This is a genomic window from Castellaniella sp. GW247-6E4 (genome assembly GCF_040276065.1).
Lineage (GTDB): Bacteria > Pseudomonadota > Gammaproteobacteria > Burkholderiales > Burkholderiaceae_B > Castellaniella.
This window is the reverse complement of sequence record NZ_JBELOI010000006.1, coordinates 37,268-58,310: the sequence shown is the minus strand read 5'-3', so window position 1 is coordinate 58,310 and position 21,043 is coordinate 37,268. Positions and strand designations below refer to the sequence as shown.

Here is a 21,043-nt window from a genome sequence, read left to right as displayed (position 1 = left end):
GACATGGCTTACAGAAACGCGATACGAGAGGGGCTGCGCGATGGTCGGTTCCTCTACACCCTGGAGCACGTGCCGGCCCTGCTCAGCGATGGCGTCAAGGCGCTGGACGAGCTGGCGCGCAACGCCGAGCTGGTCGGGCGCGATTCGCGCATGCGCGGGGTCAATATCGGCGACCGGGTCAAGTCCACGGCATGCTTCAGCACCGTGGAATGCGGCAAGATCGCGGCCGAGGCCAGCGGCTTGGTACCGCTGCTGCACTTGGCGGGCAAGGATCGGCTGCCCGCTGAAGCGGTCGGCGTGATCCGCAGCGCCCTGGAGGCGGGGCTGTGCAACCTGCTGCTGGTGACCGGCGACCGAGTCATGGAGCCCACCCGCCCGGGGCGCACCCGCTACCACGAGTCGGTGGTGGCGGTCCGGGATGCCAAGGGCATGGACCCCGACTGCACCGTCGCCACGGCCATGTCACCGTTCAAGTACCGCGAGGAGGAACTCGCGAACCAGTACCTGAAGATGGTCAAGAAGATCGGCGCGGGCACCGACTACCTCATCACCAACTGCAGTTGGGACATGCGCAAGTTCGAGGAGCTGATCTGGTATCGGGACGCGCGCGGCTTCGATGTCCCGATTGTCGCCAACCTCCTGCTGCCCTCCATTGGCTGGGCGCGCGGCATCCATTCGGGCCGGCTGCCCGGGGTGTATATGTCCGACAGCCTGTTTGCGTTGATCACGGAAGAATACGGCGGGGGCAAGGAAAAGGCCCGCGGCTTCTACCATCGGCGCCTGGCCATGCAGGTCGTGGGCGTCAAGCTCATGGGCTACGCCGGGGTGCAATTGAGCGGGGTGGAGACCTACGAATCCCTGTCCGAGATGATTGACCTGGTCGAGGAACTGGAACAGACCATCACCAGCCGCGACGCCTGGGACCAGGCCTGGGCCGAGATCAACCGCCTGCCCGATGGCGGGCAGGTGGTCTTCAACCCCCCGGGCGGCCTGTACATGTTCAACGGCGAGCGCCCCGCCCCTGGCAGCCTGGATGCCCTGCCCGACCTGGGGCAAGTGGGCCCCTCCGGGGAGGAAATGGCCAAGTACACGCGCATGTCGCGGATCCACCAGGCCATGTTCGACCCGGACGCGATCGGCGCCAAGGTGCTCAAGCCCCTCATGCGCGCGGTCAACTCGACGCAGCCCGGCAAACGCGCGCTGCTGAAGTTCGAGCACATGACGAAATCGGCCGCGCTCGGATGCGAGACCTGCGGATTCTGTCGCATCGAGCACCTGAACTACGTGTGCCCGGAGACCTGCCCGAAAGGCCTGGCCAACGGCCCCTGTTCGGGAACGGACGATAACGTTTGCGAGTTCAAGGACCGCGAATGCGTCCACAACCGGAAGTACCGCCTCGCCAAGGCGACCGGCCGCCTCAAGGAACTGGAAGAGGTCCTGGTGCCGGCGGTCGATGGCACGCGCGGCACCTCGTCCTGGATCAACTACTACGAGGGCACCGATCCAAAGGTCGTGCGCATCAAGCCCCGGGCCCGGAAAAAACCCAAGCCCGGCTCATGAAGCGGGCCGCCGGGCGACGCGTTTTGTTGACTGCGGCATTTCCTCGAGCGCGTACTGGATGAAGCGCTCGGCCGCCGGAGAGCGCATCCGCTCTTTGGGAACGACGATGCCGAAATGTGTGTATATCTGGAGCGGGGGGTTCAGCTTGATTTCAACCAGCCTGTTTTCACCACCACGCGCCCGGAAGGCTGAGGCGGGCCCGAGGACGATGATGTCGGTCGACAGCGCCACTTGTTCGAGCACCAACAGATTGTCACATTCGAAGCCGAGGAGTGTGCGAGGATCGCTCTTGAAGCGGAGCCCCTCCATCACCTCATTGACCCAGATATCCGGAAAACGGAACGCCCCCATGGGATATTCGTGCAATTTCTCGACCGGGACTTTGTGGCCGGATTTCAGGATCGGATGGCCGGCGCGGCAGAAACAGCCGATGTGCAATTCCGGCAGCGGGATGATCTCGAGGTTGTCGCTGCTCATCAATTCCCGGGTATCGGCGATGAACAGGTCGAGCTGCTCGGCGTCGAGCAGGCGCAACAGATTGCGCCAATGGGTGATCTCGACATGAGTGCGGATCTTTGGATGCTCGCGCACCATCCTGGAGACCATGGGGATCAGCAACATCCCCGCGGGGACCGGACCCATGCCGATCATCACCTCGCCGTACTCATGGGCCTTCATCAGCTCGACGTCGCGTCGCAGCCCCCGGGCCTCCTGGAGGATCTTGGTCGCGCGCGCGATGACGATCTTGCCGTAGGGTGTCGGGACGATTTTGCGCGTGCTGCGCTGGAAGAGCTTGACGTCGTACTCCTCCTCGATCGACTGGATGCTGCGGCTGAAGGCCGGCTGGCTCAGGTGCACCGCGTCGGCGGCCTGCGCGAATGTTCCGTATTTTCCAAGAGCCACCACATGGCTCAGTTTTCGCAGGTTCGCAGTCGTCATGTTCGTCGTATTCGAGTCTCGTTCGATCCAGGGAGGCTTTCGATATGATCCGATAAATCCAATGCAAAGTACACCCGATCACAAGAATAAGAGCATTGACTTCAACTGGAGGCTGGAGAAATGAAAATGAACGACTTGAAGCAGACTCGCCCATCTGGACACAACACCCCCGCGGACGGGGATCTCCGCAAGGACATGGTGGTTTTCGAGAACGTCTCGAAGACCTATCCCCGGCAAGGCAACAGCGGCGAATCGACCCTGGCCGTCGATTCACTGAACGTCCGGATCAAGGCGGCGGAGATCATCAGTATCCTGGGCCCCACGGGCTGCGGAAAATCGACCGCGATGAACATGATCGCGGGCTTCGAGAGCCCCTCCAGCGGCACCGTGCTGCTGGATGGCTCGCCGGTCTCCAAGCCCGGCCCGGACCGCTCGATCGTGTTCCAGCAGGCGTCGCTGTTCCCGTGGCTGACGGTGCTCGATAACATCACCCTGGGCGTGAAGTCCCGAGGCATGCCCGAGGACACCTATATGAAGCGCGCGCGCCAGCTCTTGCAGGCGGTGCGCCTGACGGGATTCGAGAAGCACTACCCGTACCAGTTGTCGGGCGGGATGCAGCAGCGCGTGCAGATCGCCCGCGCGCTGATCTCGGAGCCCGGCGTCCTCCTGATGGACGAGCCCTTTGGCGCGCTAGACTCGCAGACCCGCCTGATGATGCAGGAACTGGTCCTCGAGCTCTGGCAGCAATACCAGCCGACGATCATTTTCATCACCCACGACGTGGCCGAAGCCGTATTCGTATCCGACCGGGTGCTGTTGATGAGCCGGCGGCCGGGCCGGGTGAAGCTCGCGGTCGAGATCGACGAGCCCAAGCCCCGGGCCCAGGAATTCATCAGCAGCCCGCGCTTCATCCAGGTGCAAGGCGAGCTGCTGCACGCGCTCAGAAGCGAAGTGCAGGATGCGGTCAACCCCGCGGCATAAGGAGGCCAGCGGTGACGACGGAAAGCCACGAGGGGCGGCCCAATCCCGCCGAGAGTCAGTATCTCGAACGGCTGGCGGACATCCTGGCCCGGGGCGCGCGCAAGGCCGACCGCACGGGCACCGGCACGCTGTCCCTGTTCGGCATGCAGATGCGCTTCTCACTCGAGCGGGACTTCCCGCTGCTGACGACCAAACGCCTGCACCTGAAGTCCATCATCTATGAACTGCTGTGGTTCCTGCGGGGGGATACGAACGCCCGCTGGCTGCAGGAGCGCGGCGTCACGATCTGGGACGAATGGGCGCCCGAGGACGGCGACCTGGGCCCGATCTACGGCCATCAGTGGCGGCACTGGAAGGCCGCCGATGGCCGCGAGATCGATCAGATCGCCCGATTGCTGGAATCCCTGCGCAACGATCCCGATTCGCGCCGCCACATGGTGCTCGCCTGGAATCCGGGCGATATCGGCCGCATGGCGCTGCCCCCATGCCATGCCCTGTTCCAATTCTATGTGTCCGATGGTCGCCTGTCCTGCCAGCTCTACCAGCGCAGCGGCGATTTTTTCCTTGGGGTGCCTTTCAACATCGCCTGCTATGCCCTGCTGACCTTGATGGTGGCACAGGCCACCGGCCTGCAGCCCGGCGAGTTCGTGCATACACTGGGTGACGCGCACATCTATCTGAACCACCTCGAGCAAGTACGCGAGCAGCTCGGACGAACACCGCGGTCCTTTCCGCTCATGCACCTGAATCCGACGGTGGCCGATCTGTTCGCCTTCGAGTATGAGGACTTCACGCTGAGCGGCTACAATCCCCACCCGAAGATCATCGCGCCGGTCGCGATCTAGGACTCATCAACACCACGCAAGGAGCCGCAAAGCATGGTACTGGGTTCCCGCAAGCGGTGCCGGCCATGATCCCGGATTGGCTGATCACGCAGTTCCCAGCCTGGCCGGTCTTTCTCGCCCTGGCCGCGGCAAGCTTCGCCGGCTGCATGCTGCTCGGCTTCTCCGGATTCGGGGCCGGCCTGCTGATGGCGCCGATCTTCAGCCTGCTGATGCCTCCCACGGACGTCCTGGTGCTGGTGCTCGCCATCAGCCTGATCGTCTATTTCCCGATCCTGCCCGACGCCATGCGCCAAGTGGACTGGCGACTGGTGCTGCGCCTGCTCATCCCCTCGCTGTTCGGCATGCCGGTCGGGTTGGCCATGCTGCATTGGGTGGATCCCGCCACCATGCGCAAGACCGTCTCCCTCATGGTCGTCATTCTCGCGCTGCTGATGCTGGTCGGCTGGCACTACCGGGGGCGGCGCGGCCCCCTGCAGGACATCCTGGCTGGCCTGCTGAGCGGCACGATGACGGCGATCGCCGGCATCGGCGGCCCACCCGTGGTGCTGTACATGCTGTCGGACCGTGGCCTGGCCCACGCCGCCATGCGCGCGGCCAACATCGTGTTCTTCGTCCTGGGGCAGTCGGCCGCCCTGGTCCTGCTGGGCTTCGGCGGCGGCCTGACCCTGCAACAGGGCGTCTGGACCCTCATGCTGCTGCCCTTTGCAATCGCGGCAACCCTGCTGGGCGCCCTGCTGAACCGCAAAGCCGGCAAGCGCCAAGCCTTCCTCAGGCGGGTTTCCCTATTCGCCCTGCTGGGCATCGGGGTCCTGGCCTTTCTCGTTTAGAGCCACCGCCCCGGCAAGACGCTGCCCCGCTTTGCAGAGCGCATTAAGATAACTATAATATGAATCTTTAAAATTCACCGACCCGACGCCCTCCCCATGCCTGCCAACGACATCTGTACCGAGGACGAAATCACTGCGCTCGTCCACCGCTTCTACCGCAGGGTCCGCCGGGACGACGTCCTGGGCCCGATCTTCGACGCCCACATCGACGACTGGGACGAGCACCTCGAGCGCATGGTGCGCTTCTGGTCCTCGCTGCTGCGGCGCACCGGGTCCTACAGCGGCACCCCCATGCCCCGCCACATCGCCCTCCCCGACCTGCGGGGCGATATGTTCACGCGCTGGCTGGACCTGTTTCGCCAGACCACCGACGAATTCGACAACCGGCCCTTTGCCGCGCAGGCCAACGAGTTCGCCCACCGCGTCGCACGCAGCCTCTGGTACGGTTACCAGATCAGCCACGCGCCGGACCGGAACCCCACGGAGTTCGACCATGTCCCGACTGATGCAAATTGAAGAGACGCCGGCGGCCACGCCCACGCGGCCCTCGATGGAGGCTTTCCTCGCGCTGGGCTTCCGGCCGCTGTACCTCGCCGGGACGGTCTGGGCCCTGGTCTCGATCGCCCTGTGGGTTTATGCGCCCCAGCTCCTCGAGGCCCCGCTCGGGGGCGTGGTCTGGCACGCGCATGAGATGCTGTGGGGCTTCATCATCACCATCGCGGTGGGTTTCCTGCTGACCGCCAGCGCGACCTGGACCGGTTTCAATCCGCTCGAGGGCCGGGCGCTCGGCGCCCTGTGCGTGCTGTGGATCATCGCGCGCATCGGTTTCCTGGCGGGCGGCATGACCGGCTTCTGGATCGCCACGGCCGCCGAGCTGCTGTTCTTTCTGGGCGCCGCGATCAGCCTCATGCGCGTCATGGTCAAGGGCCGCAGCCGCCGCAACTATGGCCTGCCGGTGCTGATGCTGGCCCTGGGCGCCGCCGACCTGCTGTATCTGCTGGCCGCGCTCGAGGGCAACTACGCGCTGCTGATGCGCCGCTTCGATCTCGGCCTGATCGGCATGGCCATCGTCGCGCTGCTGATCGCACGGCGCGTGATTCCGTTCTTTACCATGCGCATGGTCCCCGGCCTGAAAATCCCCATGCTGACGCGCTCGGGCCATGTCCAGATGGTGTTCAGCGCGTTCGCCCTGATTGCCGGCTTGCTGGACCTGCCCAAGCTCATGGCCCCGGCCCTGGCACTCACCGGCCTCATCAGCCTGGCCCAGCTCGTCTACTGGAAACCCGGCGCCGTGGCGCGCAAGCCGATGCTGTGGATACTGTACCTGGGCTATGCGTTCATCGGCATCGGCTTGCTGGCCGCCGCTACGCAACTGAGCGGCCTGCTCGAGCCGGGCACCGCGCGCGGCCTGTTCGCACGCAACGCGGCCCACGTCCACCTGATCGGCATGGCGGGCTTCTGCGTCCTGATCATCGGCATGCTCAACCGCACCGCCCTGGGCCACCTCGGGCGCCCACTGGCGCTGGACGGCAGCATGCTGGCCAACCACTACTTGATGGTGCTGGCGGTCGTCCTGCGCCTGGCCGCGCTCTGGCCCTCGGCGGCCACGCAGCATCTGCTGCACCTCGCGGCGGCGGCCTGGATCCTGTCCATGGGCCTGTACCTGTGGCGCTTCGGCCCGATGCTGATCCGCCCACGTCCCGACAAGCCCCTGGTCGTCCCGGCACCCGTAGCGGCCGCCGCGACGAGCCGCTGAGCCCCACCGCCCAGGACACCCTGCCATGCGCCTGACCAACATGAGCGATTACGCGATCCGGCTGCTGATGCACCTGGGCACACATCCGGATCGCCTGTGCACGATTGCCGAGGTGGCGCGCGCCTACGGGATCTCGGAACCGCACCTGATGAAGATCACCCACCGGCTGGCGCAGCGCGGCTGGATACACACCGTACGCGGCAAGAACGGCGGCATGCAGCTCGCCCACGATCCCACCGACATCCCGCTGGGCGAGGTGATCCGCGACACCGAGAACGACCTGGCGCTGGTCGAATGCATGGGCCCGCACAATACCTGCGTGCTCAGCGGACGCTGCGGCCTGACACCCATCGTGGCGGGCGCCCTGCAGGCCTTCATGGACCACCTCAACCGGCACACGCTGGCCGACGTCCTGCGCCCGCCACCCCAGGCGGCCCAGGCGCCTTCCGAGGCCCCGACCAGGATCACGGCGCGGGCGCGCTGAGGACGCCGGGCCCTGCGCCCTATTGAACGAGGGGCGATTCCGCACCCTCCATAGGGATGCCCTCGATGCGGGCGCCGCCCACCAATCGCCGCAGATACTGGTGCACCGCACGGCGCTGGCTCGCATCCTCGAGCCAGTCCGCCAGCCGCTCGCGCACCTCGTCGAAGGGCAGCGGGCGGCCTTCGACCTTGTAACCGGTCCGCACGATGTGAAAACCGAAACGGGTCTGGATCAGTTCGCCCGCGAGACTGTCGGCCGGCAGGGCGAACACGGCCCGCTCGAACTCGGGCACGGCGTCGCCACGTGTCAGGATCCCGAGGTCGCCACCCTCACGCCCCGAGGGGCAATTGGAATATTCCCTCGCGTAGCGGGTGAAATGCGCGACGCCGTCCCGATGCAGCTCAGCCAGGATGACATTGGCGCGCCCGCGCAGGCGCTGCACGTCGACCCCCGCGGTCACCTGGAACAAGATGTGCCGGACCTCGACTCGATCGCCCTCGCGGAACTCGTCGGGGTGGCCTTCGTAGTAGCGCCGGCAACTCGCCTCGTCCGCCTCGGGCGTGCGCACGTCCCGCGCCAGCACGGTCTCAAGCGCCGAGGCGTCGTCGTCCACTGGCAGGCCCAGCTCCAAAGCGCGCTGGCGCACCAGCTCGCGCAGGACCAGTTCGTGGCCCGCCGCGAGCCTGGGATTGGGATCGGCCGCGTGTCTGGCGGCTTCCTCGAGGATGGCCGCCTCGGTGATGACGATGTCGTTGACGGTGATCATGGCGCCTCCGGGGCTACGTTACCGGGAGCGCACGATCTGGCGCGCGCGTCCGAGATAAGTCACCGAGGCGAAACCGCTCCAGACATGGACCAGGCGCGTGAACGGAAAGATCACGAACAGGGTCATGCCCAGCACCATGTGCAGGCGGTAGACGGTGGGCACGCCCTCGAGCGCCCCCACCGCGCCGCCGCGGAAGGTCACGATGCGCTGCGACCACTCGCCCAACTGAATCATCACCGCACCGTCCTTGTGGTGGATGGAGGTGAAGATCGAGACCAGGCCGATCACCAGCACCAGCAGGATCCACAGCAGAGTCACCCAGTCGGAGACGCGCGTGTTATGCGACACGCGGATTTCGATCCAGCGGCGATGCAGCAGCAGGACCAGCCCGACCAGGCAGACCAGGCCGAGGATCGCGCCCACCACGATGGCCATGATCTGCTTGAACTCGGTGCTCACGCCCATGGCGTGGTAGACCGCCGGCGGCGTCAGCAGGCCGACCAGGTGGGTGAAAAACAAAGAGATGATGCCGATGTGGAACAGGTTGCTGCCCCAGTTCAGCGAACCACGGCGCAGAAATTCGCTGGAATCGCTCTTCCAGGTATATTGCTCGCGCTCGAAGCGCACCAGGCTGCCCAGCAAAAAGATCGTCAGGGCGATGTAGGGGTAGAGGCCGAAAAAGAACAGATCGAAATAGGCTTTCATGGGCGTCTCCTAGGACTGGCCATCGGCGGGGCCGCGAGGCGAGCGCGGGCGCGGCGGATGGAACACGATGGGCTGCGCGCCGTCGGTCTTGCCGGCGCCGCGCATGATCGGCGGCTCGGTGCCGTCGGCCCCGGGACCGAAGGTCACCATGGTTTCCTCCATGTCCCCCTCGGGCGGCTCGGGCAGTGCCTCGGGCTCGACGGGGGTATGGCGGCGCAGCTCGGCAAAGAGGCAGGCATAAGGGCTGCCGGCCTCGGCCAGCTTGTCGCCCAGCCGCGCGAGCACATGGATGGCGTCGCCCAGCAGGGCCTGCGCCTCGGCCGCGTCGATCTGGCCGAGGAACTCGAGGAACAAGGGCACGTAGTCCGGCAGCTCGGCGGTCGCGGGCTCTAGCCCATGGCGCAGGTACTCGGCCCGCAGGTCCACCATGGCCTGACCGCGGTCGCGCGATTCGCCGTGTATGTGTTCGAACAGATGCAGCGAATGCGCGGCGCGCCGGTCGAAGGTCGCCACGTATTGTTCCTGCAGGTCGATCAGGTCGCCCGGGCCGGCCAGAAAACCGAATAGCGGCGCCAGGCGTTCGCGCGCATCGGGCGCCAAAGCGGCCGACAGCGCCGGCAGCTCGCCGAGCAGCGCCTGCCCAGGATAGCCGAGCAGGGCCGAGAGCACCGAATACACCGGAATCCCGGGGGAGGTCGTCGCGTTCGTTGTCATGCGCGCCCCCTCATGCCGTGCGCGTCGGATCGAGGAACACGACCGTGGGCTTGCGGCCCTTGCGCGACTTGGTCCCGAACAGGGATCCGCCCGACGTCCCGTCCGAACAGCCGTTGCCGAAGGTGAAGCCGCAGCCGCCACGCAGATCGAATGCGTCCTCGGCCGACTCGCGATGCGCCGTGGGCACCACGAAGCGGTCCTCATAGTCGGCGATCGCCAGGTAGCGGTACATGTCCTCGACCTGAAAAAGGGACAAGCCGACCTGCTCGAGGATGTCCAGACGCTCTTGACCGTCGACGGTGCGTGCGCGCATGAAGGCGCGCATGCCGAGCAGACGCTCGAGCGCCCGCGCAATCGGCGCCTCATCGCCCGCGGTCAGCAAGTTGGCCAGATAGCGCAAAGGAATGCGCAGTGACTGCACGTCGGGGATCTGGCCAAAAGTCCCGATCTGGCCGCTGTTGGCCGCGGACTGGATCGGCGAGAGCGGCGGCACATACCAGACCATCGGCAGTGTCCGGTACTCGGGATGCAGGGGGAAGGCAATCCGCCAGTCGACGGCCATTTTGTAGACCGGCGAGTTGCGGGCCGCGATCAGCCAGTTCTCGGGGATGCCGTCGGCCAGCGCCTGGCGAGCGACCTCGGGGTCGTCCGGATCCAGGAACAGGTCGAGCTGCGCCTCGTAGAGGTCCTTTTCGTCCGGGACGCTGGCAGCCGCCTCGATGCGGTCGGCGTCGTACAGTAGGACGCCCAGGTAGCGGATGCGGCCCACGCAGGTCTCGGAGCAGACCGTCGGCATGCCGGCCTCGATGCGGGGATAACAGAAGATGCACTTCTCGGCCTTGCCGGATTTCCAGTTGTAGTAGATCTTTTTATAGGGACACCCCGAGATGCACATGCGCCAGCCGCGGCACTTGTCCTGGTCGATCAGCACGATCCCGTCCTCGGCGCGCTTGTAGATCGAGCCCGAGGGACAGCTCGCCACGCAGGTCGGATTGAGACAATGCTCGCACAGGCGCGGCAGGTACATCATGAAGGTATTCTCGAACTGGCCGTAGATATCCTTTTGCACCGCCTCGAAGTTATAGTCCTTGGAGCGCTTGGAGAACTCGCCGCCGAGGATCTCCTCCCAGTTGGGCCCCCATTCGATCTTTTCCATGCGCCGGCCGCTGATCAGCGAGCGCGGCCGCGCCGTGGGCGGGGTCTTGCGCTCGGGCGCGGTCTGCAGGTACTCGTAGTCGTAGGTGAACGGCTCGTAGTAGTCGTCAACCTGCGGCAGGTTCGGATTGGCGAAAATGCGCGAGAGCAGCTTGAGCCTGCCCCCCTGACGCGGCTCGATGCGCCCATTGGCGCGGCGGCGCCAGCCGCCGTTCCAGCGGTCCTGGTTTTCCCAATCCTTGGGGTAGCCGATCCCTGGTTTAGTTTCTACGTTGTTGAACCATGCATATTCCATACCCTCGCGGGAGGTCCATACGTTCTTGCAGGTGATCGAACACGTGTGGCAGCCGATGCACTTATCCAGGTTCAGAACCATGGCGACTTGCGCGCGAATTTTCATGCGACCCCCTTCAAGCCTGCGAATGCACGGACAGCTCGTGCGATTCGTCCATCCAGTCGACCTTGCGGACCTTGCGCACCACGACGAACTCGTCGCGATTCGAACCCACGGTCCCGTAGTAGTTGAAGCCATAGGACAGGTGCGCATAGCCGCCAATCATGTGCGTGGGCTTGAGCACCGTGCGCGTCACCGAATTGTGGATGCCGCCGCGCCCCTTGGTGATCTCGGAGCCCGGGATGTGCACCAGCTTTTCCTGTGCGTGGTACATCATGGTCATGCCCTCGGGCACGCGCTGGCTGACCACCGCGCGAGCGACCAGCGCGCCGTTGACGTTGAAGACCTCGATCCAGTCGTTGTCGACGATGTCCGCCTTGGCGGCGTCGATCTCGGACATCCAGACGATGGGGCCGCCGCGCGAGAGCGTCAGCATGATGAGGTTGTCGGAATACGTCGAGTGGATTCCCCATTTCTGGTGCGGCGTGATGAAGTTCAACACCACGTGGGGATTGCCATTGCTGAACTTCTGCTCGAGCATGGGGCGGATGGTCTTGGTATCGACCGGCGGCCGGTAGACGCACAGGGCCTCGCCGAAATCGCGCATCCAGGGGTGGTCCTGGTAGAGCTCCTGGCGGCCGGTGAGCGTGCGCCAGGGTATGAGCTCGTGCACATTGGTGTAGCCCGCACTGTAGCTGACCTTGTCGGACTCGAGGCCGGACCACGTGGGCGAGGACAGGATTTTGCGCGGCTGGGCCAGCAAGTCGCGAAAGCGGATTTTTTCATGCTCGCTGGATTTCGCCAGGTGGGTGTGGTCGCGGCCGGTGATCCTCGAGAGGGCCGCCCAGGCCTTGACCGCGACATGGCCATTGGTTTCGGGCGCGAGCGCAAGAATGGTTTCGCAAGCATCGATGTCCGAATCGATGCGCGGCCGGTCCCGGCTCGCGCCGTCCGCGCGCTCGCGGTCGTTGAGATCGCCGAGGAACCGCACCTCGTCCTTGGTGTCCCAGGCGATGCCCTTGCCACCGTTGCCCAGCGTCTCGGCCAGGGGTCCCAGCGCGGTATAGCGCTTGTACACATTGGCATAGTCCCGGTTCACGACCATCAGGTTGGGCATGGTCTTGCCGGGTATCGGATCGCACTCGCCTTTTCGCCAGTCACGCACGCTGAACGGATCGGTAAGCTCGCCCGGGGAGTCGTGCTGCATGGGCTGCATGACCAGGTCCTCGTCGTCGAGCCCGGCCCCGGCCGCAAGTTCAGAAAACTTCCGTGCCAGATCCTTGTAGATTTCCCAGTCGCTGCGCGATTCCCAGATCGGGTCGACAGCGGCCGACAAGGGGTGGATGAACGGGTGCATGTCCGAGGTGTTGAGGTCGTTCTTTTCGTACCAGGTCGCCGTCGGCAGCACGACGTCGGAATACAGGCAGGTCGTGGACATGCGGAAATCCAGCGTCACCAGCAAGTCGAGCTTGCCCTGCGGGGCCTGGTCGTGCCAGGCCACCTCGAGGGGCTTGGCCCCGCCGTCCTCGCCCAGGTCCTTGCCCTGCACCCCGTGCTGGGTCCCCAGCAAGTGCTTGAGGAAATACTCGTGGCCCTTGCCCGACGAGCCCAGGATATTGGAGCGCCAGACGAACATATTGCGCGGAAAATTGTCGGGGTGGTCCGGGTCCTCGCAGGCGAACTTCAGGCGCCCATCGCGCAGGCCCTGCACCACATAATCCCGCGGATCGACGCCCGCGGCGCGCGCCTCGCGCACCACCGTCAGCGGATTGGTCTGCAACTGGGGCGCGGTCGGCAGCCAGCCCATGCGCTCGGCGCGCACGTTCATGTCGATCAGGCTGCCCTCGTAGCGCGACGCATCGGCCAGCGGCGACAGCAATTCCGAGACCTGCAGCCGCTCGTAGCGCCATTGATCGGTGTGCGCATAGAAAAACGAGGTGCCGTTCATGTGGCGCGGCGGACGCAGCCAGTCCAGGGCGAAGGCCAGCATCGTCCAGCCCGTCTGGGGCCGCAGTTTTTCCTGGCCCACGTAATGGCACCAGCCGCCGCCGGACTGGCCGACGCAGCCGCACATCGCGACCAGGTTGATGATGCCGCGATAGGCCATGTCCATGTGGTACCAGTGGTTCAGGCCGGCCCCCAGGATGACCATGGATTTGCCTCGGGTCTTGTCGGCGTTCTCGGCGAACTGGCGCGCCACGGTGATGACGTCGGCACGCTTGACGCCGGTGATGCGCTCCTGCCAGGCCGGGGTGTAGGGCACGTCGTCGTCGTAGGACGCGGCGGTGTTGTCGCCGCCCAGCCCCCGATCGATGCCATAGTTGGCGACGAACAGGTCGAAGACCGTTGCCACCAGGATCTCGCCCTCGACGGTCCGGATCCGCCGGGCCGGCAGATTGCGCACCAGCACCTCGTCATGGTCGGTGCCCTGGAAATAGTCGTGATGCCGCCCGCCGAAATACGGGAAGGCCACGGGCACCACCTCGTCCTGGGAGCCCAGCAGCGTCAGGCGCGGCATGACCTCATGGCCGCGCGCGTCCTTGAGCTCGAGGTTCCACTTGCCGGCGTCCCCGTCCTCGGCTTGCCCCCAGCGAAAGCCGACGGAGCCCTGCGGCACGATGATCTCGCCGGTGCGCTCGTCATAGGCGACGGTCTTCCATTCCGGGTTGTTGTCCTGCCCCAGGCGATCGGCAAAGTCCGAGGCGCGGACCATGCGCTCGGGCACGTAGCGGTCGCCCTGACGCACCAGGCGCACCAGGAACGGCATGTCGGTGTACTGGCGACAGTAGCCGTCGAAGTAGGGGCTGCGCCCCGCCAGATGGAATTCCTTGAGGATGACGTGGCCCATGGCCAGGGCCAGCGCGGCATCCGTGCCTTGCTTGGGATGCAGCCAGATGTCGCCGAACTTCGCCCCCTCGGCATAGTCGGGAAACACCGAGACGACCTTGGCGCCGCGGTAACGCGCCTCGACCATGAAGTGCGCGTCCGGTGTGCGGGTCTGGGGCACGTTCGAGCCCCACAACATGATGAAGCTGGAGTTATACCAATCGGCGGACTCGCTGACGTCGGTCTGCTCGCCCCAAGTCTGCGGGCTGGACGGCGGCAGGTCGCAGTACCAGTCATAGAAGCTCAGCACCGTGCCGCCCAGCAGCGACAGGTAGCGGCTGCCCGAGGCATAGGAGACCATCGACATGGCCGGAATCGGCGAAAACCCGGCGATCCGATCCGGCCCGTAGCGCTTGATCGTATAGATGTTGGCGGCGGCGACGAGCTCGTTGACCTCGTCCCAGTCCGAGCGCACGAAGCCGCCCAGGCCGCGCATGGTCTTGTACTGCGCCGCGCGTTCGGGGTCCGTGACAATGGCCTCCCAGGCCTGGACGGGATCGAGGGTCTTGCGCTGCTCGCGCCACAGACGCGCCAGCCGCCCGCGCAGCATCGGATACTTGACCCGGTTGGCACTATACAAGTACCAGGAGAACGAAGCGCCGCGCGGACAGCCCCGGGGCTCATGATTGGGCATGCCCGGCCGGGTCCTGGGGTAGTCGGTCTGCTGGGTTTCCCAGGTCACGATCCCGCCCTTGACGTAGATCTTCCAGGAACAGGAGCCGGTGCAGTTGACCCCGTGCGTGGAACGGACGATCTTGTCGTGCTGCCAGCGATTGCGATAGGCGTCCTCCCAGGTCCGGTCCTCGTGGACCACGCTGCCGTGGCCGTCGGAGAACGGCTCGGAGGTTCGGGTGAAGTATTTGAGACGATCAATGAAATGGCTCACGATGTTCGCTCCGTTCCTTGTTGAGTCGCGATGGGCGCCGCCGGGGGCGCTTCAGCAGGGCACCTCGGCCCCGCGGCGGGCGTAGTACCACCAGGTCACCAGGATGGAGACCACGTAAAACACCACGAAGAACACCAGGGCCGCGTAGGGCGAACCCGTCAACTCGATCGAGGTGCCAAAGCTCTTGGGGATGAAGAATCCGCCGTAGGCGCCCATCGCGCCGCTGAACCCCAGCACCGCGGCCGATTCCCGCGCGCCCTCGGCCTCGGCCCGCTCGCCGGAGAGGCGGCGCTGGGCCAAGGTGTTGAAGATCGGCGGAATCATGGCGAAGGTCGAGCCGTTGCCGATGCCCGACAAAAAGAACAGCAGCAGGAAGGCCAGCAGGAATCCACCGAAACTGCCGGGGGACCCGGCACCGGGCAAGGCCATCATCGCGCCGACCACCGCCAGCGCCATCAGCGCAAAGGTCCAGGCCGTCACGCGCGCACCGCCGATGCGGTCCGAGAGCCAGCCGCCGAACGGCCTGGCCAAGGCGCCCACCAAAGGCCCCAGCCACGCGTACTGCAGCGGTCGGACTTCAGGGTAAAGGAGCTTGATCAGCAGCGGAAAGCCCGCCGAAAAACCGATGAACGAACCGAAGGTCCCCAGGTACAGAAAGCACATGATCCAGTTGTGCTTGCGCCGGAAGATCACCGCCTGCTCGGAGAACGAGGCCCTGGCATCGGCGATGTCATGCATCGCCACCCAGGCCAGCATGGACACGATGAGGATGAAGGGGACCCAGATGAAGGCCGCATTCTGGGCCCAGACCTCGATCGGCCCGCCCTGCATCCCCGAGAGCCGCGCCTGCTGTGGGCCGCCAGCCCATGGGCCGAGCATGCCGATGGTGATCACGATGGGCGCGAGGAACTGGACCGAGGAGACGCCGAGGTTTCCCAAGCCCGCGTTCAACCCCAGGGCCGAGCCCTTGCGTTCCTTGGGAAAGAAGAAGCTGATGTTGGCCATCGAGGACGAGAAATTCCCGCCGCCCAGGCCGCATAGCAGCGCCAGGACCAGCATCGTCGAATAGGGTGTCGCCGGATCCTGGATCGCGAGGCCCACGCCGATCGTGGGCAGCAGCAGGCTGGCCGTGGTGAGCGCCGTCCAGCGCCGCCCGCCGAACACCGGCACCATAAAGGAATAAAAGATTCGCAGCGTGGCCCCCGAGAGCGCGGGCAGGGCCGCGAGCCAGAAGAGCTGGTTTTCGCTGTACTGGAATCCGAGATTGGGCAGGTTGACCGCGACGACGCTCCACATTTGCCAGACGGCAAAGGCGAGGAACAGCGCCGGGATGGAGATCCAGAGATTGACGTTTGCGATCGCATGGCCCTCGCGGACCCAGAATGCGCGATCCTCTGGGGTCCAGACCGTCAGCAGACGTCGGCGGCTGGCCGTCCTGAGGGAGGGGGGCTGGCTCATGCCGCGCTCCTTTTTGAAGGTCCCTCACCATAACCCTCACGGACGACCTGGGTACTGATCTACATCAATATACCCAACCCGAATAGAGAGTCATTCCGGCGAGCTCACCCGTCGGCTGGGACAGTCGGGAAACTGGTCTGGCCAGTATATGGCCGGCGCGCGGGAATGAATACCCCCTCGGGCGGCACGGTCATGGCCGCCGGGAGGGGGGTATTCCTCAGACCAGGTTACAGCGGATCGTGATGGGATGGGCGCGCAGGCCCTCGATCACCTGGTCGGTGACATCGCCGTCGACGTCGGTGATGGCATAGCCGATCTTGCCGCGGGTCTGGAGCTGCTGGCTGACGATGTTCAGGCCGTACTCGCCCATCAGATTGCTGAGCGCGCCCATGGCGCCCGGAACGTTCTGGTGGATGTGGATGATGCGGGCGGCGCCAGCCTGCTCATGGTAGGGAATCTCGGGAAAATTGACCGCGCCCTTGGTGGTGCCGCTGGTGATGAAGCGCTTGAGTTTTTCCGCAACCTCGCGGCCGATGTTTTCCTGGGATTCCTGCGTGCTGCCGCCGATGTGCGGGGTCAGGATGACGTTGTGCATGCCGCGCAGCGGGCTGTCGAGGGCCTCGTCGCGGCTCTTGGGCTCGAGCGGAAACACGTCGATGGCCGCGCCCGAGAGATGGCCGGATTTCAGCGCCCGATGCAGGGCCGGGATGTCGACCACCGTGCCCCGCGATGCATTGATGAGGATGGCACCGGGCTTCATGGCGGCGATCGCCTCGGCGTCGATCAGGTTGGCGGTGTCCCTGCCGCCGGGCACGTGCAAGGTGACCACGTCGGCTTGGGCGAGGAATTTCTTTAGTGACGAAGTGGCATGCGCATTGCCCAGCGGGAGCTTGGCCTCGATGTCGTGATAGAGCACCCGCATGCCGGCCGACTCGGCCAGAATGCCGACCTGTGAGCCGATATTGCCATAGCCGACGATCCCGAGGGTCTTGCCGCGCGCCTCGTAGGCGCCTTCGGCGGACTTGTCCCAGAAACCCTCGTGGACCCGGGCGTTCTTTTCGGGGATGCGGCGCAGCAGCAGGATGGCCTCGCCCAGCACCAGTTCGGCCACCGAACGCGTGTTGGAGAACGGCGCATTGAACACCGGGATGCCCTTCAAGGCGGCATTTTCGAGATCGACCTGATTGGTCCCGATGCAAAAGCAGCCCACCGCCCGCAGGTCGACCGCCTCGGCGAAGGCCGCCTGGTCGAGGTGTGTACGCGAGCGGATTCCGGCGATATGGGCGCCGCGCAAAGCCTCGCGCAACTCAGCACCAGTCAGCGCGCCGGGATACGTGATCACCTCGTCGAAGCCCGAGGCCACGAATACCTCTTTGGCGCTGGGGTGAATGTTTTCGAACAAGACGATCCGGGTCATGAGGCATTCCATCGTGTGCAAGGAAAACGAGTATTGTGACGCATTTCGGCCGCTTAGTCAGGGTCATCCCTGATGTTGCAGGGGTCAAGGCGTGGCAAAGGCTTCCTTCGCTCAGAGTTCAGTCCCCCCGGCGTATCATGGCCCGGGAACGCCAGGCGCGCGACGTGCATCCCATACACCGAGAATATGATGCGGCCGCACCCTCCCCCGCCGGGAACAGCACGCCGCGACAGGCCGTCCGCAAACCAAAACAGGAGCACCCATGCCCACCTATGACACCCGCCTGATCGACTGCAGCGCGGTCGCCCGCGACACCTCGGCCTTTCGATTCTCCAAGCCGGAGGGCTTCGTCTTCGCACCCGGACAGACGATTTCGCTGACCTTGCCACAATCGCCGGACGCCGGGGCCGACACCCCGCCCCTCAAGCACACCTTTTCACTCGTCAGCGCCCCGCATGAGGACACGCTATGTGTGGCGACCCGCATGCGCGGCACACCCTACAAACAGGCGTTATCGGCGCTGGCGCCACAGGCGGCGCTACGATTCGGCGGCCCCTACGGCAAGCTGACCCTGCCGGAGGCGGCCGGGCGGCCGCTGGTGCTGATCGCCGGGGGCATCGGCATCACGCCATACATGAGCATGCTGCGCCACGCCACGCACGCGGGCACGCCCCACCAATTCGTGCTGCTGTACTCGAACCGGCGCGCCGAGGATGCGGCCTTCCTCGACGAATTGCGCGAACTCACGCGCCTGAACCCGCGCCTGCGCCTGCTGGCGACCCTCACCGCGCCCGACGAGCACTGGGAGGGGCTGCGCGGCCGGATCGACGTGGCCGCCGTGCGCCGGGCGATCGACGGCCTGAGCGATCCCTGGATCTACATCACGGGGGCGCCAGGCATGATCGAGGCGCTGGGTGATTCGCTGACCGAGGCCGGCATCCCCGAGGCGTCCATCCGCAGCGAGGGCTTCTACGGCTACTGACTGATCATGGCACCCGCGGCGCCGACGGGTGTACCCTTAGCAAGACGGGACCGCGGCGCACACAGCACGACCGCCGCCCACGCACACCTACACGGACATTCCATGCCCTCGACCGCCAAGCCCACGACTCTCGCCACCACCGCCCCCGGGGCGGCCCCCGACCCGTCGCTCTTCTCGCGCACGCCGAACCTCGCCGACCCCGATGTCGAACGGCTGCGGGCCTCGCTCCGGCATTATTTCCTGGACACCTTCGATCGCTACGAGTCGCTGTTCGAGTGCCTGGCCTCCGAGGAGGCCTATATGGTCAAACCGATCGCGCTACGCCATCCGCTGATCTTCTACTTTGGCCATACGGCGACCTTCTTCGTCAACAAACTGCTGCTCACGCGCATGATCGACCAGCGTCTGGACCACCGGCTGGAATCGATGTTCGCCGTCGGCGTCGACGAGATGAGCTGGGACGATCTGGACGACACCCATTACGATTGGCCGACCGTGGCCGAGGTCCGGGCCTATCGCGGCCGGGTGCGCGCCCTGGTCCTGGACCTGATCGATCACGCGCCCTTGCAGTCGCCGATCAACTGGACCCATCCCTGGTGGGCCATCATCATGGGGATCGAGCACGAGCGCATCCACCTCGAGACCTCTTCGGTGCTGATCCGCCAGCAGGCGCTGAGCGACGTGCGCCCCTCGGCGGCCTGGGCGCCGCGGCGCGACACCGCCACACCCGCCCCGGCCAATGCGCTGGCACCGGTGCCCCGGGGCGCGGTGTCGGTGGGCAAGGCCTACGATTCGCCGCAGTACGGATGGGACAATGAGTACGGTCGCCACGAGGCGGTGGTCGAGGGCTTCCAGGCCAGCCGCTACCTGGTCAGCAATGCCGAGTTCCTGGAGTTCGTGGAGGCCGGAGGCTACTTGAACCACCACAACTGGGGCGACGAGGGACGCGAGTGGTTGTCGTTCAGCCACGCGCAGCATCCCACGTTCTGGGTCAAGAAAACCCAGGGCTGGGCGCTGCGGCTGATGACCGAGGAAATTCCGATGCCCTGGGCCTGGCCGGCCGAGGTCAACTATCACGAGGCCAAGGCTTTTTGCAACTGGAAGGCGTCGGAAACCGGGCAGCCCGTGCGCCTGCCGACCGAGGACGAGTGGTACCGCCTGTACGACGAGGCCGGCCTCGAGGACCTCGGCGAGGCGCCGGCGCATGCGAACATCCATCTGGACCACGGCCACTCGTCGTGCCCGGTGGATACCTGGCGGCACGGCGACTGGTACGACGTGGTGGGCAATGTCTGGCAATGGACCGAGACGCCCACCTACCCCTTCGATGGCTTCGATGTGCATCCCATCTACGACGATTTCACGACGCCGACCTTCGACGGCCGCCATAACCTGATCAAGGGCGGCTCCTGGATTTCCTGCGGCAACGAGGCGGTGCGCGCCTCGCGCTATGCCTTTCGGCGCCACTTCTTCCAGCACGCGGGCTTCCGCTATGTGGTGTCGCACGTGCCGGCGGTGGCACCCAGCGGGTACTACGAAACGGACAAGCTGATGTCCGAGTACGCCGAGTTCCATTATGGCGACGAGTATTTCGGGGTGGCGAACTTCCCGCGCACGCTGGCGGCCATGGCGATCGAGGCCATGGGCGAGCAGCGGCCGCGCCGCCGCGCCCTGGACCTGGGTTGCGCCTCGGGCCGCGCGGCCTTCGAGCTGGCGCGCGCCTTCGATTCGGTGACGGGCGTCGATTTCTCGGCGCGCTTCATCAGCCAGGGCGTGCAACTGATCCAGACTGGCCAATTGCGCTACACGCTGGTCGACGAGGGCGAGCTGGTGTCCTATAAGGCGCGCTCGCTCGCCGAACTGGACCTCGCGGAGACGGTCGACCGCGTGGAGTTCTACCAGGGCGATGCCTGCAATCTCAAGACCCAGTTCACCGGTTATGACCTGGTGCTGGCGGCCAACCTGATCGACCGCCTGTACGATCCGGCCAAGTTCCTCGACCAGATCCACACGCGCATCGTGGCCGGCGGCTTGCTGATGGTCACCTCGCCCTATACCTGGCTCGAGGAGCATACGCCGCGCGCCGCCTGGATCGGCGGATTCAAAAAGGACGCAGAGAACTACACCACCCTGGACGGCCTCGAGGATCACCTGGGCCGGCATTTCCGCCGGATCGCCGGCCCGCTCGAGGTACCCTTCGTGATACGCGAGACCCGGCGCAAGTTCCAGCACACGCTCTCGGAGGTCACGATCTGGGAGCGCCTGCCCGACTAGGGCCCTGGACGCAG

17 protein-coding genes are annotated in these 21,043 nt (G+C 65.5%); 9 read left to right on the top strand and 8 right to left on the bottom strand.

Annotation, left to right across the window (positions count from 1 at the left end):
- Window positions 1-3: 3 nt before the first annotated feature.
- Complete coding sequence (locus tag ABS761_RS08850; RefSeq protein WP_350407860.1) at window positions 4-1,560, top strand: methylenetetrahydrofolate reductase C-terminal domain-containing protein; 1,557 nt, start codon at window positions 4-6, stop codon at window positions 1,558-1,560.
- Here the strand turns inward: ABS761_RS08850 and ABS761_RS08845 are convergent.
- Window positions 1,555-2,499: a LysR family transcriptional regulator gene (locus ABS761_RS08845; RefSeq protein ID WP_350407858.1), complete on the bottom strand. Its 945-nt coding sequence runs from the start codon at window positions 2,497-2,499 to the stop codon at window positions 1,555-1,557. The genes ABS761_RS08850 and ABS761_RS08845 overlap by 6 nt on opposite strands.
- 126 nt (window positions 2,500-2,625) lie before the next feature.
- On the opposite strand from ABS761_RS08845, the gene ABS761_RS08840 reads away from it, so the two are divergent.
- The 6 genes from ABS761_RS08840 to ABS761_RS08815 all read left to right on the top strand — a co-directional run bounded on the left by ABS761_RS08840 (window position 2,626) and on the right by ABS761_RS08815 (window position 7,392).
- Window positions 2,626-3,480, top strand: a complete 855-nt coding sequence (locus tag ABS761_RS08840; RefSeq protein ID WP_350407856.1) for an ABC transporter ATP-binding protein — start codon at window positions 2,626-2,628, stop codon at window positions 3,478-3,480.
- Window positions 3,481-3,491: 11 nt separating this feature from the next.
- Window positions 3,492-4,325 carry a thymidylate synthase gene (locus tag ABS761_RS08835; protein WP_350407855.1) on the top strand — a complete coding sequence of 278 codons (834 nt, stop codon included), beginning with the start codon at window positions 3,492-3,494 and terminating at the stop codon, window positions 4,323-4,325.
- A 65-nt stretch (window positions 4,326-4,390) separates the two neighbouring features.
- Window positions 4,391-5,152, top strand: a complete 762-nt coding sequence (locus tag ABS761_RS08830; protein WP_350407853.1) for a sulfite exporter TauE/SafE family protein — start codon at window positions 4,391-4,393, stop codon at window positions 5,150-5,152.
- Between the two features lie 96 nt (window positions 5,153-5,248).
- Window positions 5,249-5,668 carry a group III truncated hemoglobin gene (locus ABS761_RS08825; protein ID WP_350407852.1) on the top strand — a complete coding sequence of 140 codons (420 nt, stop codon included), beginning with the start codon at window positions 5,249-5,251 and terminating at the stop codon, window positions 5,666-5,668.
- Complete coding sequence (locus ABS761_RS08820) at window positions 5,646-6,908, top strand: NnrS family protein (protein WP_350407850.1); 1,263 nt, start codon at window positions 5,646-5,648, stop codon at window positions 6,906-6,908. Before ABS761_RS08825 ends, ABS761_RS08820 begins: the two co-directional genes overlap by 23 nt.
- A 25-nt stretch (window positions 6,909-6,933) precedes the next feature.
- Window positions 6,934-7,392, top strand: a complete 459-nt coding sequence (locus ABS761_RS08815; protein WP_350407849.1) for an RrF2 family transcriptional regulator — start codon at window positions 6,934-6,936, stop codon at window positions 7,390-7,392.
- A 19-nt stretch (window positions 7,393-7,411) separates the two neighbouring features.
- Here ABS761_RS08815 and ABS761_RS08810 read toward each other — a convergent pair whose 3' ends face one another.
- The 7 genes from ABS761_RS08810 to serA all read right to left on the bottom strand — a co-directional run bounded on the left by ABS761_RS08810 (window position 7,412) and on the right by serA (window position 17,773).
- A complete protein-coding gene (locus ABS761_RS08810) occupies window positions 7,412-8,158 on the bottom strand; it encodes a peptidylprolyl isomerase (protein ID WP_350407847.1) in 747 nt (248 codons plus the stop codon).
- Window positions 8,159-8,176: 18 nt separating this feature from the next.
- Window positions 8,177-8,863, bottom strand: coding sequence for a respiratory nitrate reductase subunit gamma (gene narI / locus ABS761_RS08805; protein WP_350407846.1), 687 nt, complete (start codon window positions 8,861-8,863; stop codon window positions 8,177-8,179).
- Window positions 8,864-8,872: 9 nt separating this feature from the next.
- A complete protein-coding gene (gene narJ, locus ABS761_RS08800) occupies window positions 8,873-9,577 on the bottom strand; it encodes a nitrate reductase molybdenum cofactor assembly chaperone (RefSeq protein WP_350407844.1) in 705 nt (234 codons plus the stop codon).
- Between the two features lie 10 nt (window positions 9,578-9,587).
- Window positions 9,588-11,132, bottom strand: coding sequence for a nitrate reductase subunit beta (gene narH / locus ABS761_RS08795; RefSeq protein WP_350407842.1), 1,545 nt, complete (start codon window positions 11,130-11,132; stop codon window positions 9,588-9,590).
- 10 nt (window positions 11,133-11,142) lie between these two features.
- Window positions 11,143-14,898 (bottom strand): nitrate reductase subunit alpha, encoded by a 3,756-nt coding sequence (locus ABS761_RS08790; protein ID WP_350407840.1) that lies wholly within the window; start codon window positions 14,896-14,898, stop codon window positions 11,143-11,145.
- A gap of 51 nt (window positions 14,899-14,949) precedes the next feature.
- Complete coding sequence (locus ABS761_RS08785; RefSeq protein WP_350407839.1) at window positions 14,950-16,356, bottom strand: NarK family nitrate/nitrite MFS transporter; 1,407 nt, start codon at window positions 16,354-16,356, stop codon at window positions 14,950-14,952.
- A gap of 217 nt (window positions 16,357-16,573) precedes the next feature.
- Entirely contained in the window at window positions 16,574-17,773 is a 1,200-nt protein-coding gene (gene serA / locus ABS761_RS08780; RefSeq protein ID WP_350407837.1) for a phosphoglycerate dehydrogenase, read from the bottom strand.
- A 262-nt stretch (window positions 17,774-18,035) separates the two neighbouring features.
- Between serA and ABS761_RS08775 the strand changes: the two genes are divergently transcribed.
- Both ABS761_RS08775 and ovoA read left to right on the top strand, forming a co-directional pair.
- Window positions 18,036-18,755, top strand: a complete 720-nt coding sequence (locus tag ABS761_RS08775; RefSeq protein WP_350407835.1) for a ferredoxin--NADP reductase — start codon at window positions 18,036-18,038, stop codon at window positions 18,753-18,755.
- A gap of 102 nt (window positions 18,756-18,857) precedes the next feature.
- A complete protein-coding gene (gene ovoA / locus ABS761_RS08770) occupies window positions 18,858-21,029 on the top strand; it encodes a 5-histidylcysteine sulfoxide synthase (protein WP_350407834.1) in 2,172 nt (723 codons plus the stop codon).
- Window positions 21,030-21,043 lie beyond the last annotated feature (14 nt).